A 17,694-nucleotide genomic window follows, 5' to 3' on the forward strand; every position below is an offset into this window, starting at 1 on the left:
TTATATTTTACTACAGCACTAGGTAAATTCAAAAGATACCTGACACATATAGGCATTTTGATTAAATTAATCCTATACTTATGTTGGATAAAATAAAAAAGTGCTTATTAGGAAACAATAAACACTTTATAACTATTAAAATAATTAGTTTGCTCCCTACGCCAGTATTAGCTTAAACAGGTTCAAAGAGTCAGGTTTCAGCCTTCTCAACTAAAATGGTTCCTCTGCAAACACATATATTAAATTTTACATTTTATTTTTTTGTAATAACCTTAAAGGGACATTTGTGTGAAAAAGTAATACTGCAATCTATTTAGAAGATTGATAGCCTTCTTATCCATACCATTTTCCAGTATCCAGGTCATAAGCACAAAAACATTCGCCACATAAAGATTAGCCAATAGATCTAGTGAAACATCTGTAGATTTTTTATGCTGTTGTAAATATAAACGACACTGTGAAAAAAGAATCTTTTCAATTTCTTCTCGCAGATCCCCCCTGGGTACATGAACTTTCAGCAGTGTCTTTATCTCTTCCTTACGATGTGAAAATATTTGGGAAACATCGCCTATAATTTTCTCTACACCGCCGCTCTCCGTTTGTAAAAAACGCAGTTTTGCTTTCTTCTTCACAATATCAACATAGTACTGCACAACTTTTTCCAAAAGATCATATTTGTCTGTGTAGTGGCTGTAAAAAGTAGAACGGCTTGTTAATGAAGCCTCACATATGTTTTTAATTGTAATACTGTCAAAATCTTTTTTCCCCAGTAATTTGATAAAAGCTGCTTGGATATTTTGTTTTGTTTTAAAAATACGCACATCTTCCGCCAATCAATCTCACACCTCTTGTTCGATTTAGTACATTTTTATATGTTTCATTCGATTACGAACATATTATATCATTTTAACAATTGTTTGTCCTTTAAAATAACAATATACTCTAGTTAATGGCCCATAGGTCAAATCAATCAATTAAACGGAGGTATTCTTATGTTCAAAAAATATACAGGCAATGAACAATTTGATCTGCAGATAACTCGTTTTACTTATGATTATGAAAATGATCCCGGGGTAAGGGAGGATTTAAAACAAATAGTTCCCAAATTAAAAGATTTTGACAGCTGGTATGAAAACTGGTCACATCTTGCTGTGAAGCGGGAAAATGAAGGCTTTTACGGCATAGCCTCAAATTATTACAAGGCAGCTGAATTTTACCTGCAGCCCGAAAATCCCAACAAACAGAAAATGTATGAAGGATACCGCAGAAACTTTTACAACTACTATAATGATTTTGATTTCAAAAGCTACAAGGTTCCCTATGAAAACTCCTTTCTTCCAGCTGTAGAGCTGTTCAACCCAAACGCACATAAAACACTGATTATTTTTGGAGGCTATGATTCCTATATGGAAGAAATCATCAAAGAAGCTGTATTTTTAAAAAATACAGACTATAACATAATTGTTTTTGACGGTCCGGGCCAGGGTACGGCTTTAAAAAACGGGCTTAAGTTTATTCCAAGCTGGGAAAAACCGGTTTCGACAGTAATTGATTATTTCAATTTGAAACGTGTCAGTGCAATCGGCATATCCTGGGGAGGTTATTTTGTCATGCGTGCAGCAGCTTTTGAAAAGCGCATAGACAAAGTAATAGCATTTGATATCTTCTATTCCGGACTGGATCCATTGATGAATCGAATGCCCAAAGAAATAGGAAATAAACTCATTAAATTGTTTGAAGCCGGTAAATCCGCTGAATTCAATAATTTCATAAACAAGATGATGCAGGGCAATATTGATCTGACATGGAAAATAAATAAAGGTTACGAAATCACCGGCGAAACTACACCCTTTGATCTGTGCAGAAATTTCAAACGCCACAGCATGAAAGGCATAGGACAATTTATCAACCAGGACGTTCTACTATTGGCCGGTGAAGATGATCAGTATGTGCCAATTTCAAGACTTCCTCAACTTCAGCAGGAACTTTGCAATGCAGGTTCCATTACTACAAAGGTCTTTACCAGGGAAACCGGCGGAGAACAGCATTGTCAGGCTGACAAGATTACTCTTGCCTTTGATGAGATTAAAAAATTTCTGGGCTGAGAAAACTTATTTACAGGAATAAAAATATATATTTTAATATCTGTACGCACAAGCATGTAACAAGTAGAAAGCAGTATCCAATTTATAGGATTACTGCCTTCTATTTTTATATATTATACTTTGGTCAAATCTTTCTCTAAAACAGCTGAAACAATATCAATCTCTCTTTTTTCCCATGTCATTGCCATGTCTGCCGCACCATCCATGATGAAATCCGCCTCCAAAGAAAACATCTCCGTGTTCTCTAAGTTGATGGTATGTATAATAATTTAAAGCTAATTTGTCAAGTACTTCACTATAATTTTTGAAAATTTTTTATACTCATTTACTTCCAAAACCGTTCTTCAAAATGGTTAATGCAATAATTTTATAAAAAATAAAAAAGATGAAGCGCTAAAAACTTCATCTTTTACACGCTCCTGCCGTAAAATCAATTATTACCACTTACTCCAATGTACTCTTTCTTCATTATATCTATCAGCAACAGGTTTCTCTTCTCCGGGATAACCCAGGGATATTACACAAAAAGGCACTATCTGTTCAGGAAGGTTTAACAGCTTAGCAATGCCTTCAACTCTTTCTTTCGCCGGATATACCCCAAGCCATACTGCACCTAATCCAAGAGCCTGTGACATGACAAGTATATTTTCTGCAGCAGCAGAACAATCCTGTATCCAGAAATCTTCGTCAAATTTTTTGAATTTCATATCACCGCAGATGACAATGGCATGACTGGCTTGTTTGAGCATTTGTGAATAGGGATGTACTTTAGTAATACCATCTAATATATTTTTATCGTTTAAAACAATAAACTGCCATGGTTGCTCGTTACCTGCTGAAGGTGCGGACATAGCTGCCTTCAAAATTTTTTCTATTGTTTCCCTAGAAATTGTTTTATCCGTATATTTTCGTATGCTTCTTCTTTCTAAAATAGCATCCATTATACTACCTCCTATTGACTTTTATAGCTGGTCTAACATTATGGATATATAATCCATATGAACTTATCCTTTGAAATATATTAACACCTTCTTTGAGTATAAGTCAATAATCCATATACATGATATGGAGCAATTTAAGATATTAAGGCAGCTGGCACTATCAGCGGGATGATTATCGCAAGTGGACAATTCAGATGAAAATTCCTTTCATCATACTTCAGCATATATATTTTTTTACTAAAATAATAAAGGTTTATTACATAATACACTTATTCATACCCTGTTTTATTTTTGTGATATAATAACTAAAAGATTGTGAGGTGCAAAATATGAAAATACGCCAGGAATATACTTGTCCCCTGGAAATTGTACATGATATTGTAAAAGGTAAATGGAAAACCATCATTGTATTCCAGTTGAAAGACGGTAGTAAAACCTTTTCACAGCTGGAACATGTCATCGAAGGAATATCACAAAAAATGCTATTGCAGCAGCTTAAAGAGCTCCGTGAATTTACAATAATTAATAAAATCAGTGCCCAGGGATATCCATTGCACGTTGAATATTTTTTGACGAAGCGAGGGCGGAAAATGCTGCAGGCTGTAGAAATAATGCAGGAAATCGGTATTGAATATATGCTGGAACAAAAAGGAATATGCTCCTGTAAGGACTTACATACCAAAAAGTAAGTAATTTACTTTTTCACCTCTTAGGTTATAATTTTTATTAATGGAGGTGTTAACTATGAATTTAGGATTAGTCTTGATTGATATACAAAATGATTACTTTCCCAGAGGGAAATTTGAATTATCTCAAGCCTATCAGGCTGGTATAAATGCCAGCAAGGTACTGGCATTTTTCCGTAAAAATGAATTACCAGTATTTCATGTCCAGCACATCAGCAGTGAAAAAGACGCTGCATTCTTTTTGCCAGATACCAAAGGTATGGAAATTCATAAAAGCGTATTTCCCAGTGATGGAGAACTGCGAATAATGAAGCACACTCCGGACAGTTTCTTTCAGACAAACCTGAAAAAAGAGCTTGACAGTCAAAAAGTAGATCATTTAGTAATCTGTGGCATGATGATGCATATGTGTGTAGATACAACCGTAAGATCCGCTAGAAATTTTGGCTACAGTGTTACACTTATTGAAAACGCATGTGCAACAAAAGATTTAATATGGAATAACACCATAATTCCTGCCTCAACAGTACAAGCCACTTTCATGGCAGCGCTAGACAACAGTTTTGCAAATATCATGGATGCTGATGGATGGATAAAGCAGGCTCATTAGGAAAAATAGTAATTAAAGACATAGTTCGAATTTACTCGATTAGCTATCTCAAGAGGAGTATACACCAAAAAATCATGTGACACATTTCCATATATTAAAATATTTAAAGGTGAAAAATGTGTCACATTACTTATTCTTAATTATTAATAGTTACAATATTAACATTACTTATTAAATTTTTTTCTAAATCTATCTACATTTATACATTTTTTATATTATTTTCTTTAATGGGATTCTTCGCCCATCCCCATTTTTTAACCACAACAGACGTCAGTATAGGACATAAAATTGCAGTAATTACTGCCGATGCAGCAATAGCTGTAGTAGCAGTGGCCACCTGACCTGAAAGACTTGGTATTGACTGAGCCACAATGGCAGGAACTGCTACGGAACTGCTGGCAGATGAACAATTTGCAACGGCAGCATATCCAGGACGGCGAAGTATAAATTTATCGGCAGGAACCAAAAATATAAATGACAATACAATAACCAATACTCCCAACAAAATACCTGTGAAACCGCCTCTAACTATGTTTACAATATTCAATCCAGTTCCAACTGAAAACCCTAAGAAGGGCAGCGTGAACATAATTCCACTCTTTAAGAAATTTCTTATATCCTCATCAAGATTTCCCAGTATAAAACCTACAACCATTGTTCCAACTGATGCAATTATAGCAATGGGATTAAAGCCGCATCCAGCAACTCCCAATCCAAGCAGTGTAAACAGTGGGCCTACAGTAAGGCCAAGTAATGCCTGTGCACCTAGATCATATTTATCACCAATCTCGGACATAAGCCCAAGGTATATGCCGCAGTTATCACTCGTAACAGCTGCTAGAAGCAGCAAGGGTGTAATTCCAAATATTCCATCGTTTCCAAACATCTTCACTACAATTATAGCTGGAATAAAACCTGCAAGAAATTTTCCAATTGTAAGTACTGCCCCACGTTTTAATGACTCTGCCACACCTTTAAGATTTATCTGGGCACCGACACATAACAAATTACATCCTATAAACGCCAGGGCACCCGTAGAAAAAGTTGCCGTGGTAATTCCGCCAATTTTTATTATCTGAGGAAAACATGTATTTATTATTGCTCCAAGGAATAGAGGGATAATCATCAATCCTCCTGGAACTTTCTCAACAGTTTCTAAAATTTTCATTTACGAGCCTCCCTAATTCTATAATTTTCTTAAAAATTGTGCTAATATTCAAATAATATTTTGACCAGCTTATTTTTAAAAAAATTTTCTTTCATACCAATACATATCATGTCAATTGCCTGCATAATATATATACTGGTATGAAATTAACAATTTATTTATTCCCCGATATAAAGTGCCTTATCATCAATTAATTTATTGATTTGATCATCTGTATATCCAATTTCCTTCAAAATATTCCTGCCCTGCTCGCCTATCATAGGTCCGCGTACATACTCCGGCTCTCCCATTTCAGCAAAGTTTACAGGTGGTCTGACCAATGTTCGGGTATTTCCATTATCATATTTCATACTGTAGAAGCATTCGTTGGCCCATGCCTGTTTATCTTCAAGTATTTCCTCTAGTGACTGTGCAAGAGCAAAAGGTATATCCGCCTTTGTCAATCTCTCACTGCACTCCTCCACTGTCATCTTCCCGATAGCTTCCATTACAATGTCATAGACTTCATGGCCCACTCCTGCCTTTTGTACATTTTGAATTGGAAAATATCTTTCAGAATCAGCCAGATCGTCTCTTCCGATTGCAGACATGAATTTTTTATAATAGGTATTATAATCAGGCGTACATGTCTGTATATATCTTCCTTCTTTTGTTTTCCATGCTGCAAGAAGTGGATTATTTCCTTCACGGACATTAATGGGATATGGCGTTCCTATATCCTTATACTGCGCAGCTTGTACCATCATCCCCATATTGAAAACAGCAGTCTGGAACAGACTTGTAGTAACTTTTTCCCCTATTCCCTTGGTTTTTGCCTGATATAGTGCAGCCAGGATTCCGGCTACCAGGTTCATGCCTACGTTGTGATCTCCCAATCCGGGCACCACATTCATTGGAACGGAATCTTTTTGACGCAGTGTCTCAAGATAACCGCCCCTTGCAAAGAAGGCAGTAAAGTCAAATCCAGGCAAATCCTTGTCGGGGCCATATTCTCCATAACCGGTGCACATTGCATAAACAAGCTTAGGATATCTGCTCTTTAGACTTTCGTAATCTACTCCGGCACGTTCTAACGCATGAACTCTCCAGTTTGTAATGAATATATCTGCTGTATCCAAAAGTTTAAAGAAGGCCTCTTTTCCCTCTGGAGTTTTCATATTCAATGAAATACAGCGTTTATTTGCATTTTCAAGATCCCATGTGGTATTTTCATGCATATCCAGAGGTCTTCCCTCACTTGGTGCCGTATAACGAATAGGATCTCCTTTTGGGCTTTCTATCTTTATAACATCTGCGCCCAGATCAGCAAGAAAACGACCTGCAGTTGCAGCAGCTATAAAGTTTGCCAGCTCAATAACTCTTACACCTTCCAATGGTTTATTTTTCATAATCATTTCCTCCTAAATTTATTATTTGTCCAATTCTTCCAATATTGCAGGAATTACTTGATACAAGTCACCTACAATTCCGTAGTCAGCCACCTTGAAAATAGGTGCATTCTCATTTTTGTTTATGGCAACTATATAGTTAGAATTCTGCATACCTGCCAGATGCTGTATGGCGCCTGAAATGCCGCATGCAAAATAAATTTTGGGCTTTACAGTAGTACCTGTTTGTCCTATCTGATAGGAGTGGTCAATCCACCCTGCATCCACACAGGCCCTTGAAGCAGCAATAGTTCCACCTAATTTATCCGCCAGCTGTTTCAACAATTTAAATCCTTCAGGTTTTCCAAGTCCCATACCTCCGGATACAATAATATCTGCATCTGTCAGTGAAACTGCATTTTCTACTTTTTTCACTACATCTACAACTTTTGTCCTGATATCGCCTTTTTCAAATTCAACATCTAATTTTACAAGCTGTCCTTTACGGCCTTTTTCATAAACAGCTTTATCCATAACTCCAGGTCTTACTGTAGACATTTGAGGACGATTATTAGGGCAGACAATAGTAGCCATGAGGTTCCCACCAAAAGCCGGCCTTGTCTGCTTTATTTTTTTGTCTTCAGGATCAATCTCCAATTTAGTACAATCCGCAGTCAATCCGGTACTGCATTTTACAGCAAGGCAGGGTCCCAAATCACGTCCTATATGGGTAGCCCCAAGCAACACTATTTCTGGTTTGTATTTTGAAATAGCTTCAAAAATAACCTTGCTATAAGCATCGGTACGATAATTTTCCAATTCAGGATGATCTGCCGCATAAACCTTGTCGGCACCATAGGCAAAGAGTTCATCAGCCAGTCTTCCTACATTATTTCCACAAAGCACTGCACAAAGCTCTGTTCCAACTTCTTTCGCCAGTTTTTTACCTTCGCCCAAAAGTTCTATAACTACAGGCATAATCTTTCCCTGACGCTGTTCTGCAAATACCCATACGCCTTTATAGGCACTCAGATCAACTGATTTCTTTTCTTCTTCAACTTTTTCTATTGCTCCAAAGGGGCATATTTCTACACAAACCCCACATCCAGTACAAGCTCCTCCAATATCAGCAATTTTATTTTTCATAGTGATTGCACCAAAAGGACAGTTCTGCACACATTTAGTACAACCCTTGCATTTATCTTTCAAAACCCTCATAGTCATTTTACTCAGCCGCCCTTTCTTATAATACGTGTTTTTCTTTCAACTTGAAGATAAGACTAGATGCCATTTCATTAACGGATCCCTTCAACATTTCACCTTTTCCCTTTGGTGGTGGTGTAAAAGAACGAAACACCTGTGTAGGTGATGCATTCAATCCACATTCTTTCGGATCCAGGTATATATCCTCGTGGTTCCACACAGTAATTTCTTTTTTATAGGCATCGACAATTCTATAAATGCTCATATATCTCGGCTCATTTAGTTCCTTCACTACTGTAAGAAGACAGGGAACCTGAGCTTCCACTACTTCATATCCATTTTCAAGCTGCCTTTGGACAACTAGTTTATTTCCATCAAATTTTATATGCTGTACATAAGTCACTACAGGCAAACCAAGTCTCTCTGCCACCTGCGGTCCTACCTGGGCCGTATCACCATCTATCGCCTGTCTTCCTGCAAAAATGATATCCACAGGTCCGAATTTTCTTATACCTGCTGCAATAGTAGTGGATGTAGCACAGGTATCTGCTCCTCCAAAAGCACGATCACTCAGTAAATACGCTTCATCAGCTCCCATGGCAAGACATTCCCTCAGCATGACAGATGCCTGCGGCGGCCCCATGGTCATTACAGCAACCGTTGTACCTGGATTCTCATCTTTTATAGTCAATGCAGCCTCAAGTGCATTGGCGTCGTCGGGATTTAAGATACTAGGTACTCCCTCTCTTATCAACGTTCCTTTTACGGGATCAATCTTGACTTCATTTGTATCAGGTACCTGTTTTACACATACTAAAATCTTCATAAATTACAACTCCCCTTCCTACTTCTTTAACAGCTTCCTGGAAATTACTATTTGCTGTACCTGAGATGTTCCTTCATAAATAGTAAATACCCTGCAGTCTCTATACAAACGCTCAACCTTATAATCTTTTATGAATCCATATCCGCCGTGAATCTGGACGGCTTTTGCACAGATTTCATTACAGATTTCCGATGCATAATACTTGGCCATGGAGCATGCCATCGAGGCATCCTGATTGGTGTCCTTGAGGTATGCAGCATCATAGACTAATTCTTTAGCTGCCTTTAACTTTGTAGCCATATCCGCAATCATAAAAGCAATGGCTTCAAAATCCCCAATTCTTCTTCCAAACTGCTTTCTCTCCTTTGCATATTTAATGGATTCATCAAGTGCTGCCTGGGCTATGCCAATGGATTGAGATGCCACACCAATACGCCCCACATCAAGAGTTTTCATGGCATTTATAAACCCCTTGTTCAATTCTCCAAGAAGGTTGCTCTTATGTACCCTGACATTATTTAAAATAATGTCGCTGGTTGCACATCCGATTACTCCCATCTTAGCCTCCGGCTTTCCACAGGACACACCTTCCTGTTTCATATCGACAATAAAAGCGGAAATACCTCTTGTACCCTTGCTCATGTCTGTCTTGGCATAGATCACTGCAAAATCAGCTAAAGGCGCCATTGTAATAAAAGTTTTACGACCATTTAGTACATAATAATCCCCGTCTTTCACTGCCGTTGTAGACATACCACCTGCATCGGAGCCCGCTCCAGGTTCCGTCAATGCAAAGGCAATTTTTTTATCTCCCGTTACTACCGGTTTCAGATATTTATCTTTCTGCTCATCATTTCCTGACAACAGCAGGGGGCCTCCGGAAAGAGAATTTGGAGAGGAAACATATATGCTGGCAACTCCGCTTACTCTTGCAATTTCCTCCATTACAATCACATAAGCACGATTATCAGCTCCGGCACCTCCCAATTCCCTTGGAACTTTTATTCCAAAAAAACCTGCCTTGGCCATTTTCTTTAAAATTTCTTCTGGAAATTCTCCTGTAGCTTCAACTTCATCCAAAATATCCGATGTAAGTTCTTTTTCAGCAAAACCTCTTGCCAGTTTTCTAATCAGTTGATGCTGTTCTGTTAAAATCATAATCTTCCTCCTTACTTACCTTCCTTTGAATTTCTTTTTTTAACTGTTTTACATTCACTTTCCCATTAAGATTCGTTGGGAATTCTTTAAAAGTATAAATATATTTTGGAACCTTATAATCAGCAATATGTTTTTTTAAATATCTCACAAGACCATCTACATCCAGTTTTCCATTCTCTGCAACAATACAGGCTGCTATTTCCTCCTGCACGACAGGTACGGGTATTCCAAACACCTTTACCTGAAGGACACCGGGATATCTCAAAATTGCCTCCTCTATTTCCACTGGCGATATATTTTCTCCAGATCTTATTATGATATCTTTTTTTCTACCAGTAATATAAAGGTTTCTACAGTTGTCGACATAGCCGATATCTCCCGTATAGAGCCATCCTCCTTTAACCTTTTCGCAATTTTGTCTTGTGCATTTATAATATCCCTTCATTACATTGAAGCCCTTAACCAGGATTTCTCCGGCCTCATAAGGCCCCAAATCACGTCCGTCTTTTGTACTGACAATTTTTATTTTCACATTGGGGATCACCTTCCCCACGGAAATACATTTAATATTCATTGAATCATCATAACCATTGAAAGTAACACAGGGAGACGTTTCCGTCTGTCCATAGGACTGCTGCAGCTTTTCAAACTTCAGCTCTTTACATATCTTTAAATAATCTTCCTTAAATACTTTTGATCCGGCTATAATTCCCGACTTCAAAGAGGACAGATCATATTTCCTCCTCTCGGGATTGCTCAGCAGGGCCAAGAATATTGTAGGTACGCCATTTAAAATAGTAATTTTATACTTGTGGATACATTTCAAAATACAGGAGGTATGAAGCTCCGGCATCAAATAAATGCAAAATCCCACTCTCAAGCTGGCAAGAAAACCAGTACTCAATCCAAAGCAGTGGAATAAGGGAACTGACATGCACATTCTGTCACCTGCTTCCCACTTCATCTGTTCCACCGCTTCTCTAGAAATATTTACAAGCTGGTAGTGAGTGAGCATAACACCTTTTGGAAAAGATGTAGTGCCTGATGTAAATACAATGCTGGCAATATGCTGTGGAGTGACTTTATTTTCCGCTTCTTTTAGATTTTCCACATCAGAAGGATTTAGATTTTTCAAGATCTGATCTCTATTTTCCCCATGATGTTCATTTTTGCCCATATACATGTATTCTTTTACTTTACCTATATTTCTATTATTCAAACAGTTTATAATGTTTTTACTATTGCTGCAGCAATCACCATAACAAACATACTCTACATCTGAATATTCAAAAGTTTTAGCTAATTCTTCTTCCTTATATCTTGGGTTTATTAACACGGATACAGCTCCAATTTTAGCTAATGCCACATAGGTAATTATCCAATTTGGAGTATTGCCGCCCCAAATGGCAACATGAGTATTGTATTTAATGCCGCGCTTCAGGAATTTAACTGCAAATACATCGGAAAGTTCGTCTAAATCTCTCCAGGTATAAAAAACATCCCTGTATTCAAATGCACTTTCGTCTGCCATAGTTTTCAACCTCTGTAACAAAACTTGCCCTATTGTTATATTTTCCAATCTCATATATCAGATCTTCCTTTTCTAATTAAGGTAAATAATCTAAAACTTAACTAAGCATTTCTTTAAAAGTTTGGATTGCTGTTTTAGCCTGTTCATAATTAGCCATCTGCCTGTCAACTTCAATCACTGTACTTGGAATATCTGCTGAATCAAGGGCTTTTCTTACAAATACACAGTCAAATTCCTCGGGGTCACAGAACTTGGTCATGAAAATAATTACCCCATTCGCACCCGTACGCTCTGCCAAATTTACAATATAGTCAGCCCTTTTCTTGTCCACATCATATAATACAGAGCAATTACCCATATTAGAAAATTTTGCACTAAGTGCGTCCAGAGACGACTTTTCAGATTCTGTGTCCGTATCTACTCTATACTGACGTGATTCATCTGCAATATCATCTCCCACAACCTGCATATTATTGTCATCCAGAATATTCAACAGGTTTCTACTGTCAGCCAAAATTCCAGATGTGACAATTTTGATCTTTCTATCTTTTCCTTTACCGCTTTCTCTCAAAGCCTGTATAAATTTATTTACCAATTCAGTATGTTTTTCTTTTTCCATAAAATATGCACTCTTGAATATGTCGCTTCTCTGCGAAACGGTTATTTGTGGATACTCAACAAGCAGATCACTTAATTTTCTCATTGCAGCATTGTGTGCATTGTAGATTTTGATGGAATTCCAGAGTGATTCTTCAGAGAAAGATGATCCAGTTGCTTTTTCAAGATCTTTTATAACTCTCTCATATCCAGCTCTGGTAAATTTTTTTCCTCCTTCGCTGGCTCTGTTCTGCGGATAAGTCATTGGTATAAAAGGAATATCTTTCACTGCATATTTCCAGTTTTGTCCAAGGCATTTCAGTGAGTCACATAGGGAAGGTATTAGAATAGCTGATACTCCTCTATACTTGCCGGTAATTCCGAGTTCCAAAATAGATTGCATTATACTGCATATAAATGCAGGAAAATACTTTTTGGCTTCCTTTATCTCAATATCTGCACCCCAGGCTCCCATCGGAACAATTCCCATAGAATGTACAATTTCCTCAGGTGTATACACAGGTGCACAGAGAACCACTTTCTTACCTTCACTAAGATAATACTGAAGCTGCTTATCCGGGTTTTCAGCAATATCATGAAATTCCGCTAACAATTTATTTAATACATCCATTTTATTTGTCCCCCTTATTTGCTTCCATAATTTCAGTTAATCCCTGCACACGGGTTTCATACTGGGCTTCCGAGAAATTACGTGGATCAGCTTGATCTCCATCAAAGGATGCAACAGGTATATCACATTCTTCTCCAATCTGTCGGCTCATTTCATACATGAATCCGCTCCAGAGTTTGCAGGATCTATTGGTATGTACTAGCAAACCTTCTGCTCCAGTTTTTTTGGCCAGGGCAACTCTCTTATCACGGGCAAGTTCCAGATTTATGGCATTGGGAACCCTGCAATAAGCTTTTACAAGGCCGTCAAAATCATCATATAAGAATCCAAAGGCATCTGCATAAATTGTTGCTACCATATTTATTCCCCTGGATTTAAGACCTTTAGATGTAACACGAAGATAAGGCCAGCATGCAATTCCCTCAAACATAATTCTATATTTCTCATCTGCGCGGAAAGTGCTTGTACCTTCTTTAACAGCCTTTTTGTATTCCTCAACTAAAGTTTCAAATGCCTCTGCAGCTTCTACCGTTCCCCTTGCACATACTGCCACTGCCATGTGGTTCAACAAATCAAAACCATTTAATGGAGAAGGTTGATATTTAGTGTAACTGGTAGCTTCAAGCCATGCTCTCGAAGTACGATTTGAGATTTTCATAACTTCCTTGAATTTATTGTTGTCCCATTTCTTTCCCGTTATTTTTTCCAGCTGTTTAATTGCATCTATAAACTGACTTTTGATATAGGCAACCTGGGCATCCGATACTTCATAATCAGGATTAAACGGTATATCTATTAAAATAAGCGGTATATTTAGTTTTTTGGCAATACATTCATACCATTTGATCATACAGTTGCAAATATTGTTACAACATAATAGAAAATCCGGCTGCGGCATATTCTGTTCTTTGACATCCTTCAATTTTGTATAGGCAAGACTTATCCTTGCATAGGCACAAATATCATTGGGATAGCCTTCGCTCTCTGCTTCGGAACATAATCTTTCACCTGCTCCTCTGGCCGCAATTGCCGCTGCCTGATTTTCCGGATAACAGACTTTAATTCCCATTGTCTGAAAAATTTCCTGTGGAAAGTTACTTGCACACCATCCAATTTTTTCTCCCCTGTCTTTTGCCTCCTGAACTCCTTTATAATGGTTTACAATAATCTGATTCAGCTTATATGCAGCTGAATTAGGATCCAAAATCCTTCTTTTCTTCTTTTTCTTTTCTTCGGCCATTTCTAACTCCTCCTTCTTTTTAATTCACTTTATTATAAGCAGCTAATGCTGCACCAAGTGCACCCATCAATTGAGCAGAAGGTGAATAAAAAATTTCTACTCCCAGTTCCTTTGACATGGCATCTCTAACCCCGCCATTGCGAGCTACACCGCCGCTCATACAAACCTTTTCCCTTATCCCAATACGCTTTGCAAGAGAGGCAACTCGACTTGCTACAGAGCTGCAGATTCCGGCAACAAGATCATTCAATTCAACTCCGGCTGCCAATTGAGATATCACTTCCGATTCTGCAAATACAGTACAGGTACTGGAAATTTTAACAGGATGTTTTGCCGCTGCCGCCTTGACTTCCAAATCACCAATATCCAGCTGCAAAATCCTAGCCATAACATCCAAAAATCTTCCTGTTCCTGCTGCACACTTATCATTCATCAAGAAATTTACCATTCTACCTTTTTCATTCAAGCTAAGAACTTTTGCATCTTGTCCACCAATATCAATAATTGTCCTTGCATCAGGGAATACGTGCTGAGCCCCCAATGCATGACAGGTTAATTCACTTATTTCTGCATCAGCATAAGCATAGGTAGATCTTCCATATCCTGTCACTACAACATATCTTAAATCATCTTGTTTCAATCCAGATTTTTCTAATACTTTTTTTCTTGACTTATCAGGTCCTTTTGTTCCAGTTCCTGCAGTTACGATGGAAGAAGCAATTACTTTTTTTCCATCTTTCAAGATGACACATTTTGATGTTGTTGATCCTATATCAACTCCCAGTGTATACATACTTGAGGATTCCTCCTTTATTTGTAATACAAATTCTGTAAATCAATCCTTATCAATATCAATTAACATATTCATATATTTATCCTATAATATCCCGTTCTTGTATCCTTGTATTCTTGTATCCTTGTTAACAAGTTCACAAGTATATAGTAGCACATTCTTTTTTATTTGTAAATAATTTCACAAAGATTTGAAGTTATTAATTTATTTATCAGCAAAGCTATTACAAAACAGGAATTGAAATCCCTTGGAATATTAGGGATTATCTAAATAATAGAGCAGCATAAAAATATCTCCAACAAAATAAACATGGCTGGAGATACAAAAATTTTTTATTTTTTCATTTGTCTACTTGACATGAAGCAGCTCACATCCGTGACAGCTTATTTAAATTGATTCTACTCCTTTCGAATGATTGAACACCTCTATATATACATTTGTATACATAATTTTCATTTTGTAAAATATTGGGGATATTCTTTTTTTGCCCTGTCAATCATCCCAGCATTAGTTTCCAAATGCTTTTCTATAGCATGTTGAGCTTTATTTAAATTATTTTCCTTAATTGCATCTGCTACGGCTTTATGTTCTTCTATTATTTCAGGCATTTTATTAACAAAAGCTACATCGAAATTACGCCATCTTATAATATGAAGCATTGGATTCTCCAAAATTTTTACCAGTCTGTAACGTTTTACACTGTCAATTATAATCTTATGAAATTGAGAATCTAAGTCTTGAAAATTTTTACTATATGATGTCATATTTCGACAATTATTTTGTAATTTTAAGTTTTTTTCCAGTCCTTCCACCAATGACAGTCTCTTATCTTCTTCGAGCTTTGTAAACATTTCATACAGTACTTCTTTTTCCACTGCAGTTCTAAGTACTAGTAGATCATCTATATAATCTATATCGATTAAACTTACATAGGTTCCCCTCTGCGGATATACAGTTAATAATTCCAATTGATCTAAACGTGTAAATACATTACGGATGATAAAACGTGAAACATCATACTCTCTGCACATTTGATTTTCACTAATTTTTTGTCCCGGCTCCAAATCAAGATTTAATATTCTATCTCGAATACTTCTATATACTTGTTTTACACTAATTGGTTGCTTGTTGTTTGATATATAATCCATACGATTCTCCTCTTTAAATTTTTTGATTATCATATAGAAAAACTAGTATTATATAATTTATACATTCTATACGATTTTTAACAAAGTTTTAATTCCGTAAATATCATTATATAATTAATGCCGCAGTATTTGCAAATGCTGTGGCATTAATTTCTAGTTCTAAACCTCCCAGTTTTACAGCATGACAGGTTAAGCAGCAACTACTTTTGGATAAATCTTGTCCACACCATATTTACATTTTCACTTTAAATTTATCACAATTTAATTACTTATTATAAATTTGTATATATGTATTGTCATACAATATTATCAGTACATCCTGTAATCCTCCGCAAACCTCTTTAGTACAGCTTTTTATAGAAGATAACTCCAACTCAAATTTATTATCCTTATGTTCCGAGTCTATTACAATACTTTTAGCATTTTTATAAAATATAGCTTTATTATAAGATAACAATCTACTTAATCTACCTTCTACACTTATACCTATACTCTTGTTTTTAAAACATTGTAAATATTGTTCCAGCTTTTTAACTACATTTTCATTCTCCAAGAAATTTGTCATTTATCCTCTCTCCTTTTTACATATAATCAAATAAAAAAGTGCTTATTGGGAAACAATAAACACTTTATAATTATTAAAATAATTAATTTGCTCCCTACGCCAGTATTAACTTAAACAGGTTCAAAGAGTCAGGTTTTAGCCTTCTCAACCAAAATGGTTCCTCTGCAAACACATATATTAAATTTTATATTTCATCTTGATATATTATACTTTGGTCAAATCTTTTGCTAAAACAGCTGAAACAATATCAATCTCTCTCTTTTTCCATGTCTTTGTCATGTCTGCCGCACCACCCATGATGAAATCCGCCTCCAAAAAAAACATCTCCGTGTTCTCTAAGGTGATGGCCATGTTCCATAAATTTCTCCAGCATCTGTTTGCGAAAATCCTCGTTGTCGCCTCCGAATTGCTTTTGAAGCCCTTCAATAATACGCTTGAGATATTCACTGAGGTTGGACAGTTCCTCATCGCTCAGACAGTCAAACACCTTATCCAGTTCAGGCGATGTATCATCGTCCATCTTACCGGCTGCTGCAGCACCTTTTTCAGTCAGTTTTATATTGAAGCTGCGGCGATCTTCCTCTGACGTCTTACGCTCAATATATCCATTTTTTTCTAGTTTACTCAAAAGTTCCGCCAGGGCCTGCCTGCTCATATCTAAAAGATAGGTCAATTCTTTCTGGCTGATCTCAGGTTTCATCTTCAGAATTGAAAGAACACGTCCCTGTCCTCTGTGGGGGTTACCCCATGGTCCAAAATTTTTAAAATTTTTCATTTGACAGCGATGCAGCAATGTATGCAGATGTACAAACTGTTCTAAAATTTCTTCTCTTATTTCACTCATGTGAAATACCTTCCTTTCACTAATTTTAATTACCTAGGTATTTTTGTCAAGTACTTGACTATAGTATAATGATTTAAAACTAACTTGTCAAGTACATGACTATAATTTGTGAAAACTTTTTACTGCTTCAACTTCAATAGTCTAATTATGTTCTCAACAGTCTTTTCCACATTTCCAAGTGGCCCTATTACTTTTAGTTTATATATTTTTTCATGTTTATATCCATTCCTTTCGCCTAGCTCAAGGCACAAAACGTAATGAAAATATTTGGCTTTGAGCGA

Annotated in this window: 17 protein-coding genes and 2 riboswitches; of the genes, 3 read left to right on the forward strand and 14 right to left on the reverse strand. The window is 36.7% G+C overall.

Annotated features, from left to right (window positions below; all coding sequences use genetic code 11):
- Positions 1-136: 136 nt before the first annotated feature.
- Positions 137-236, reverse strand: a riboswitch (TPP riboswitch).
- Positions 237-272: 36 nt separating this feature from the next.
- On the reverse strand, positions 273-833 hold the full coding sequence (locus tag ACFHWD_RS14050; protein ID WP_106010202.1) for a TetR/AcrR family transcriptional regulator: 561 nt from the start codon (positions 831-833) through the stop codon (positions 273-275).
- Between the two features lie 159 nt (positions 834-992).
- Here ACFHWD_RS14050 and ACFHWD_RS14055 point away from each other — a divergent pair, with 159 nt between their 5' ends.
- Entirely contained in the window at positions 993-2,105 is a 1,113-nt protein-coding gene (locus ACFHWD_RS14055; RefSeq protein ID WP_150355484.1) for an alpha/beta fold hydrolase, read from the forward strand.
- 437 nt (positions 2,106-2,542) lie between these two features.
- On the opposite strand, the gene ACFHWD_RS14060 is transcribed toward ACFHWD_RS14055, so the two are convergent.
- Positions 2,543-3,046, reverse strand: coding sequence for a nitroreductase family protein (locus ACFHWD_RS14060; RefSeq protein WP_150355483.1), 504 nt, complete (start codon positions 3,044-3,046; stop codon positions 2,543-2,545).
- A gap of 329 nt (positions 3,047-3,375) precedes the next feature.
- Between ACFHWD_RS14060 and ACFHWD_RS14065 the strand changes: the two genes are divergently transcribed.
- Both ACFHWD_RS14065 and ACFHWD_RS14070 read left to right on the forward strand, forming a co-directional pair.
- A complete protein-coding gene (locus ACFHWD_RS14065) occupies positions 3,376-3,735 on the forward strand; it encodes a helix-turn-helix domain-containing protein (protein WP_150355482.1) in 360 nt (119 codons plus the stop codon).
- 55 nt (positions 3,736-3,790) lie between these two features.
- Positions 3,791-4,342 (forward strand): cysteine hydrolase family protein, encoded by a 552-nt coding sequence (locus tag ACFHWD_RS14070; protein WP_150355481.1) that lies wholly within the window; start codon positions 3,791-3,793, stop codon positions 4,340-4,342.
- A 199-nt stretch (positions 4,343-4,541) separates the two neighbouring features.
- Here ACFHWD_RS14070 and ACFHWD_RS14075 read toward each other — a convergent pair whose 3' ends face one another.
- The 12 genes from ACFHWD_RS14075 to ACFHWD_RS14130 form a co-directional block, all read right to left on the reverse strand.
- Entirely contained in the window at positions 4,542-5,510 is a 969-nt protein-coding gene (locus ACFHWD_RS14075) for a 2-keto-3-deoxygluconate permease (protein ID WP_150355480.1), read from the reverse strand.
- 158 nt (positions 5,511-5,668) lie between these two features.
- On the reverse strand, positions 5,669-6,898 hold the full coding sequence (locus ACFHWD_RS14080; RefSeq protein WP_347562613.1) for a CaiB/BaiF CoA-transferase family protein: 1,230 nt from the start codon (positions 6,896-6,898) through the stop codon (positions 5,669-5,671).
- Between the two features lie 21 nt (positions 6,899-6,919).
- Positions 6,920-8,101 carry an electron transfer flavoprotein subunit alpha gene (locus ACFHWD_RS14085; protein WP_150355478.1) on the reverse strand — a complete coding sequence of 394 codons (1,182 nt, stop codon included), beginning with the start codon at positions 8,099-8,101 and terminating at the stop codon, positions 6,920-6,922.
- Between the two features lie 19 nt (positions 8,102-8,120).
- Positions 8,121-8,906, reverse strand: a complete 786-nt coding sequence (etfB, locus tag ACFHWD_RS14090; protein WP_150355477.1) for an electron transfer flavoprotein subunit beta — start codon at positions 8,904-8,906, stop codon at positions 8,121-8,123.
- Between the two features lie 18 nt (positions 8,907-8,924).
- Positions 8,925-10,064: an acyl-CoA dehydrogenase family protein gene (locus tag ACFHWD_RS14095; protein WP_150355476.1), complete on the reverse strand. Its 1,140-nt coding sequence runs from the start codon at positions 10,062-10,064 to the stop codon at positions 8,925-8,927.
- A complete protein-coding gene (locus ACFHWD_RS14100) occupies positions 10,033-11,649 on the reverse strand; it encodes a class I adenylate-forming enzyme family protein (RefSeq protein WP_150355475.1) in 1,617 nt (538 codons plus the stop codon). The genes ACFHWD_RS14095 and ACFHWD_RS14100 overlap by 32 nt, the downstream gene beginning before the upstream one ends.
- Before the next feature lie 43 nt (positions 11,650-11,692).
- The gene (locus ACFHWD_RS14105) at positions 11,693-12,823 is read right to left on the reverse strand and encodes a 2-hydroxyacyl-CoA dehydratase subunit D (RefSeq protein WP_150355474.1); all 1,131 of its coding nucleotides are present in this window, start codon (positions 12,821-12,823) and stop codon (positions 11,693-11,695) included.
- Between the two features lies 1 nt (position 12,824).
- Positions 12,825-14,063, reverse strand: a complete 1,239-nt coding sequence (locus ACFHWD_RS14110; protein WP_229982092.1) for a 2-hydroxyacyl-CoA dehydratase subunit D — start codon at positions 14,061-14,063, stop codon at positions 12,825-12,827.
- Between the two features lie 19 nt (positions 14,064-14,082).
- A complete protein-coding gene (locus tag ACFHWD_RS14115; RefSeq protein WP_179977262.1) occupies positions 14,083-14,856 on the reverse strand; it encodes an acyl-CoA dehydratase activase in 774 nt (257 codons plus the stop codon).
- 452 nt (positions 14,857-15,308) lie between these two features.
- Positions 15,309-16,004 (reverse strand): GntR family transcriptional regulator, encoded by a 696-nt coding sequence (locus ACFHWD_RS14120; RefSeq protein ID WP_268253953.1) that lies wholly within the window; start codon positions 16,002-16,004, stop codon positions 15,309-15,311.
- Positions 16,005-16,269: 265 nt separating this feature from the next.
- Positions 16,270-16,569, reverse strand: a complete 300-nt coding sequence (locus ACFHWD_RS14125; protein ID WP_150355471.1) for a hypothetical protein — start codon at positions 16,567-16,569, stop codon at positions 16,270-16,272.
- Positions 16,570-16,643: 74 nt separating this feature from the next.
- A riboswitch (TPP riboswitch) is annotated at positions 16,644-16,743 on the reverse strand.
- Positions 16,744-16,816: 73 nt separating this feature from the next.
- On the reverse strand, positions 16,817-17,413 hold the full coding sequence (locus ACFHWD_RS14130) for a MarR family winged helix-turn-helix transcriptional regulator (RefSeq protein ID WP_150355470.1): 597 nt from the start codon (positions 17,411-17,413) through the stop codon (positions 16,817-16,819).
- Positions 17,414-17,694 lie beyond the last annotated feature (281 nt).

Origin of the sequence: Clostridium sp. MT-14, from assembly GCF_042436595.1 — a bacterium.
GTDB lineage: Bacteria > Bacillota > Clostridia > Clostridiales > Clostridiaceae > Clostridium_B > Clostridium_B aromativorans.

Bases quoted from the DNA above. Each gene is read 5' to 3' on its own strand.
- ACFHWD_RS14055 (WP_150355484.1), top strand. From the start codon at position 993: ATGTTCAAAAAATATACAGGCAATGAACAATTTGATCTGCAGATAACT.
- ACFHWD_RS14060 (WP_150355483.1), bottom strand. From the start codon at position 3,046: ATGGATGCTATTTTAGAAAGAAGAAGCATACGAAAATATACGGATAAA.
- ACFHWD_RS14065 (WP_150355482.1), top strand. From the start codon at position 3,376: ATGAAAATACGCCAGGAATATACTTGTCCCCTGGAAATTGTACATGAT.
- ACFHWD_RS14070 (WP_150355481.1), top strand. From the start codon at position 3,791: ATGAATTTAGGATTAGTCTTGATTGATATACAAAATGATTACTTTCCC.
- ACFHWD_RS14075 (WP_150355480.1), bottom strand. From the start codon at position 5,510: ATGAAAATTTTAGAAACTGTTGAGAAAGTTCCAGGAGGATTGATGATT.
- ACFHWD_RS14080 (WP_347562613.1), bottom strand. From the start codon at position 6,898: ATGAAAAATAAACCATTGGAAGGTGTAAGAGTTATTGAGCTGGCAAAC.
- ACFHWD_RS14085 (WP_150355478.1), bottom strand. From the start codon at position 8,101: ATGACTATGAGGGTTTTGAAAGATAAATGCAAGGGTTGTACTAAATGT.
- etfB (WP_150355477.1), bottom strand. From the start codon at position 8,906: ATGAAGATTTTAGTATGTGTAAAACAGGTACCTGATACAAATGAAGTC.
- ACFHWD_RS14095 (WP_150355476.1), bottom strand. From the start codon at position 10,064: ATGATTTTAACAGAACAGCATCAACTGATTAGAAAACTGGCAAGAGGT.
- ACFHWD_RS14100 (WP_150355475.1), bottom strand. From the start codon at position 11,649: ATGAGATTGGAAAATATAACAATAGGGCAAGTTTTGTTACAGAGGTTG.
- ACFHWD_RS14105 (WP_150355474.1), bottom strand. From the start codon at position 12,823: ATGGATGTATTAAATAAATTGTTAGCGGAATTTCATGATATTGCTGAA.
- ACFHWD_RS14110 (WP_229982092.1), bottom strand. From the start codon at position 14,063: ATGGCCGAAGAAAAGAAAAAGAAGAAAAGAAGGATTTTGGATCCTAAT.
- ACFHWD_RS14115 (WP_179977262.1), bottom strand. From the start codon at position 14,856: ATGTATACACTGGGAGTTGATATAGGATCAACAACATCAAAATGTGTC.
- ACFHWD_RS14120 (WP_268253953.1), bottom strand. From the start codon at position 16,004: ATGGATTATATATCAAACAACAAGCAACCAATTAGTGTAAAACAAGTA.
- ACFHWD_RS14125 (WP_150355471.1), bottom strand. From the start codon at position 16,569: ATGACAAATTTCTTGGAGAATGAAAATGTAGTTAAAAAGCTGGAACAA.
- ACFHWD_RS14130 (WP_150355470.1), bottom strand. From the start codon at position 17,413: ATGAGTGAAATAAGAGAAGAAATTTTAGAACAGTTTGTACATCTGCAT.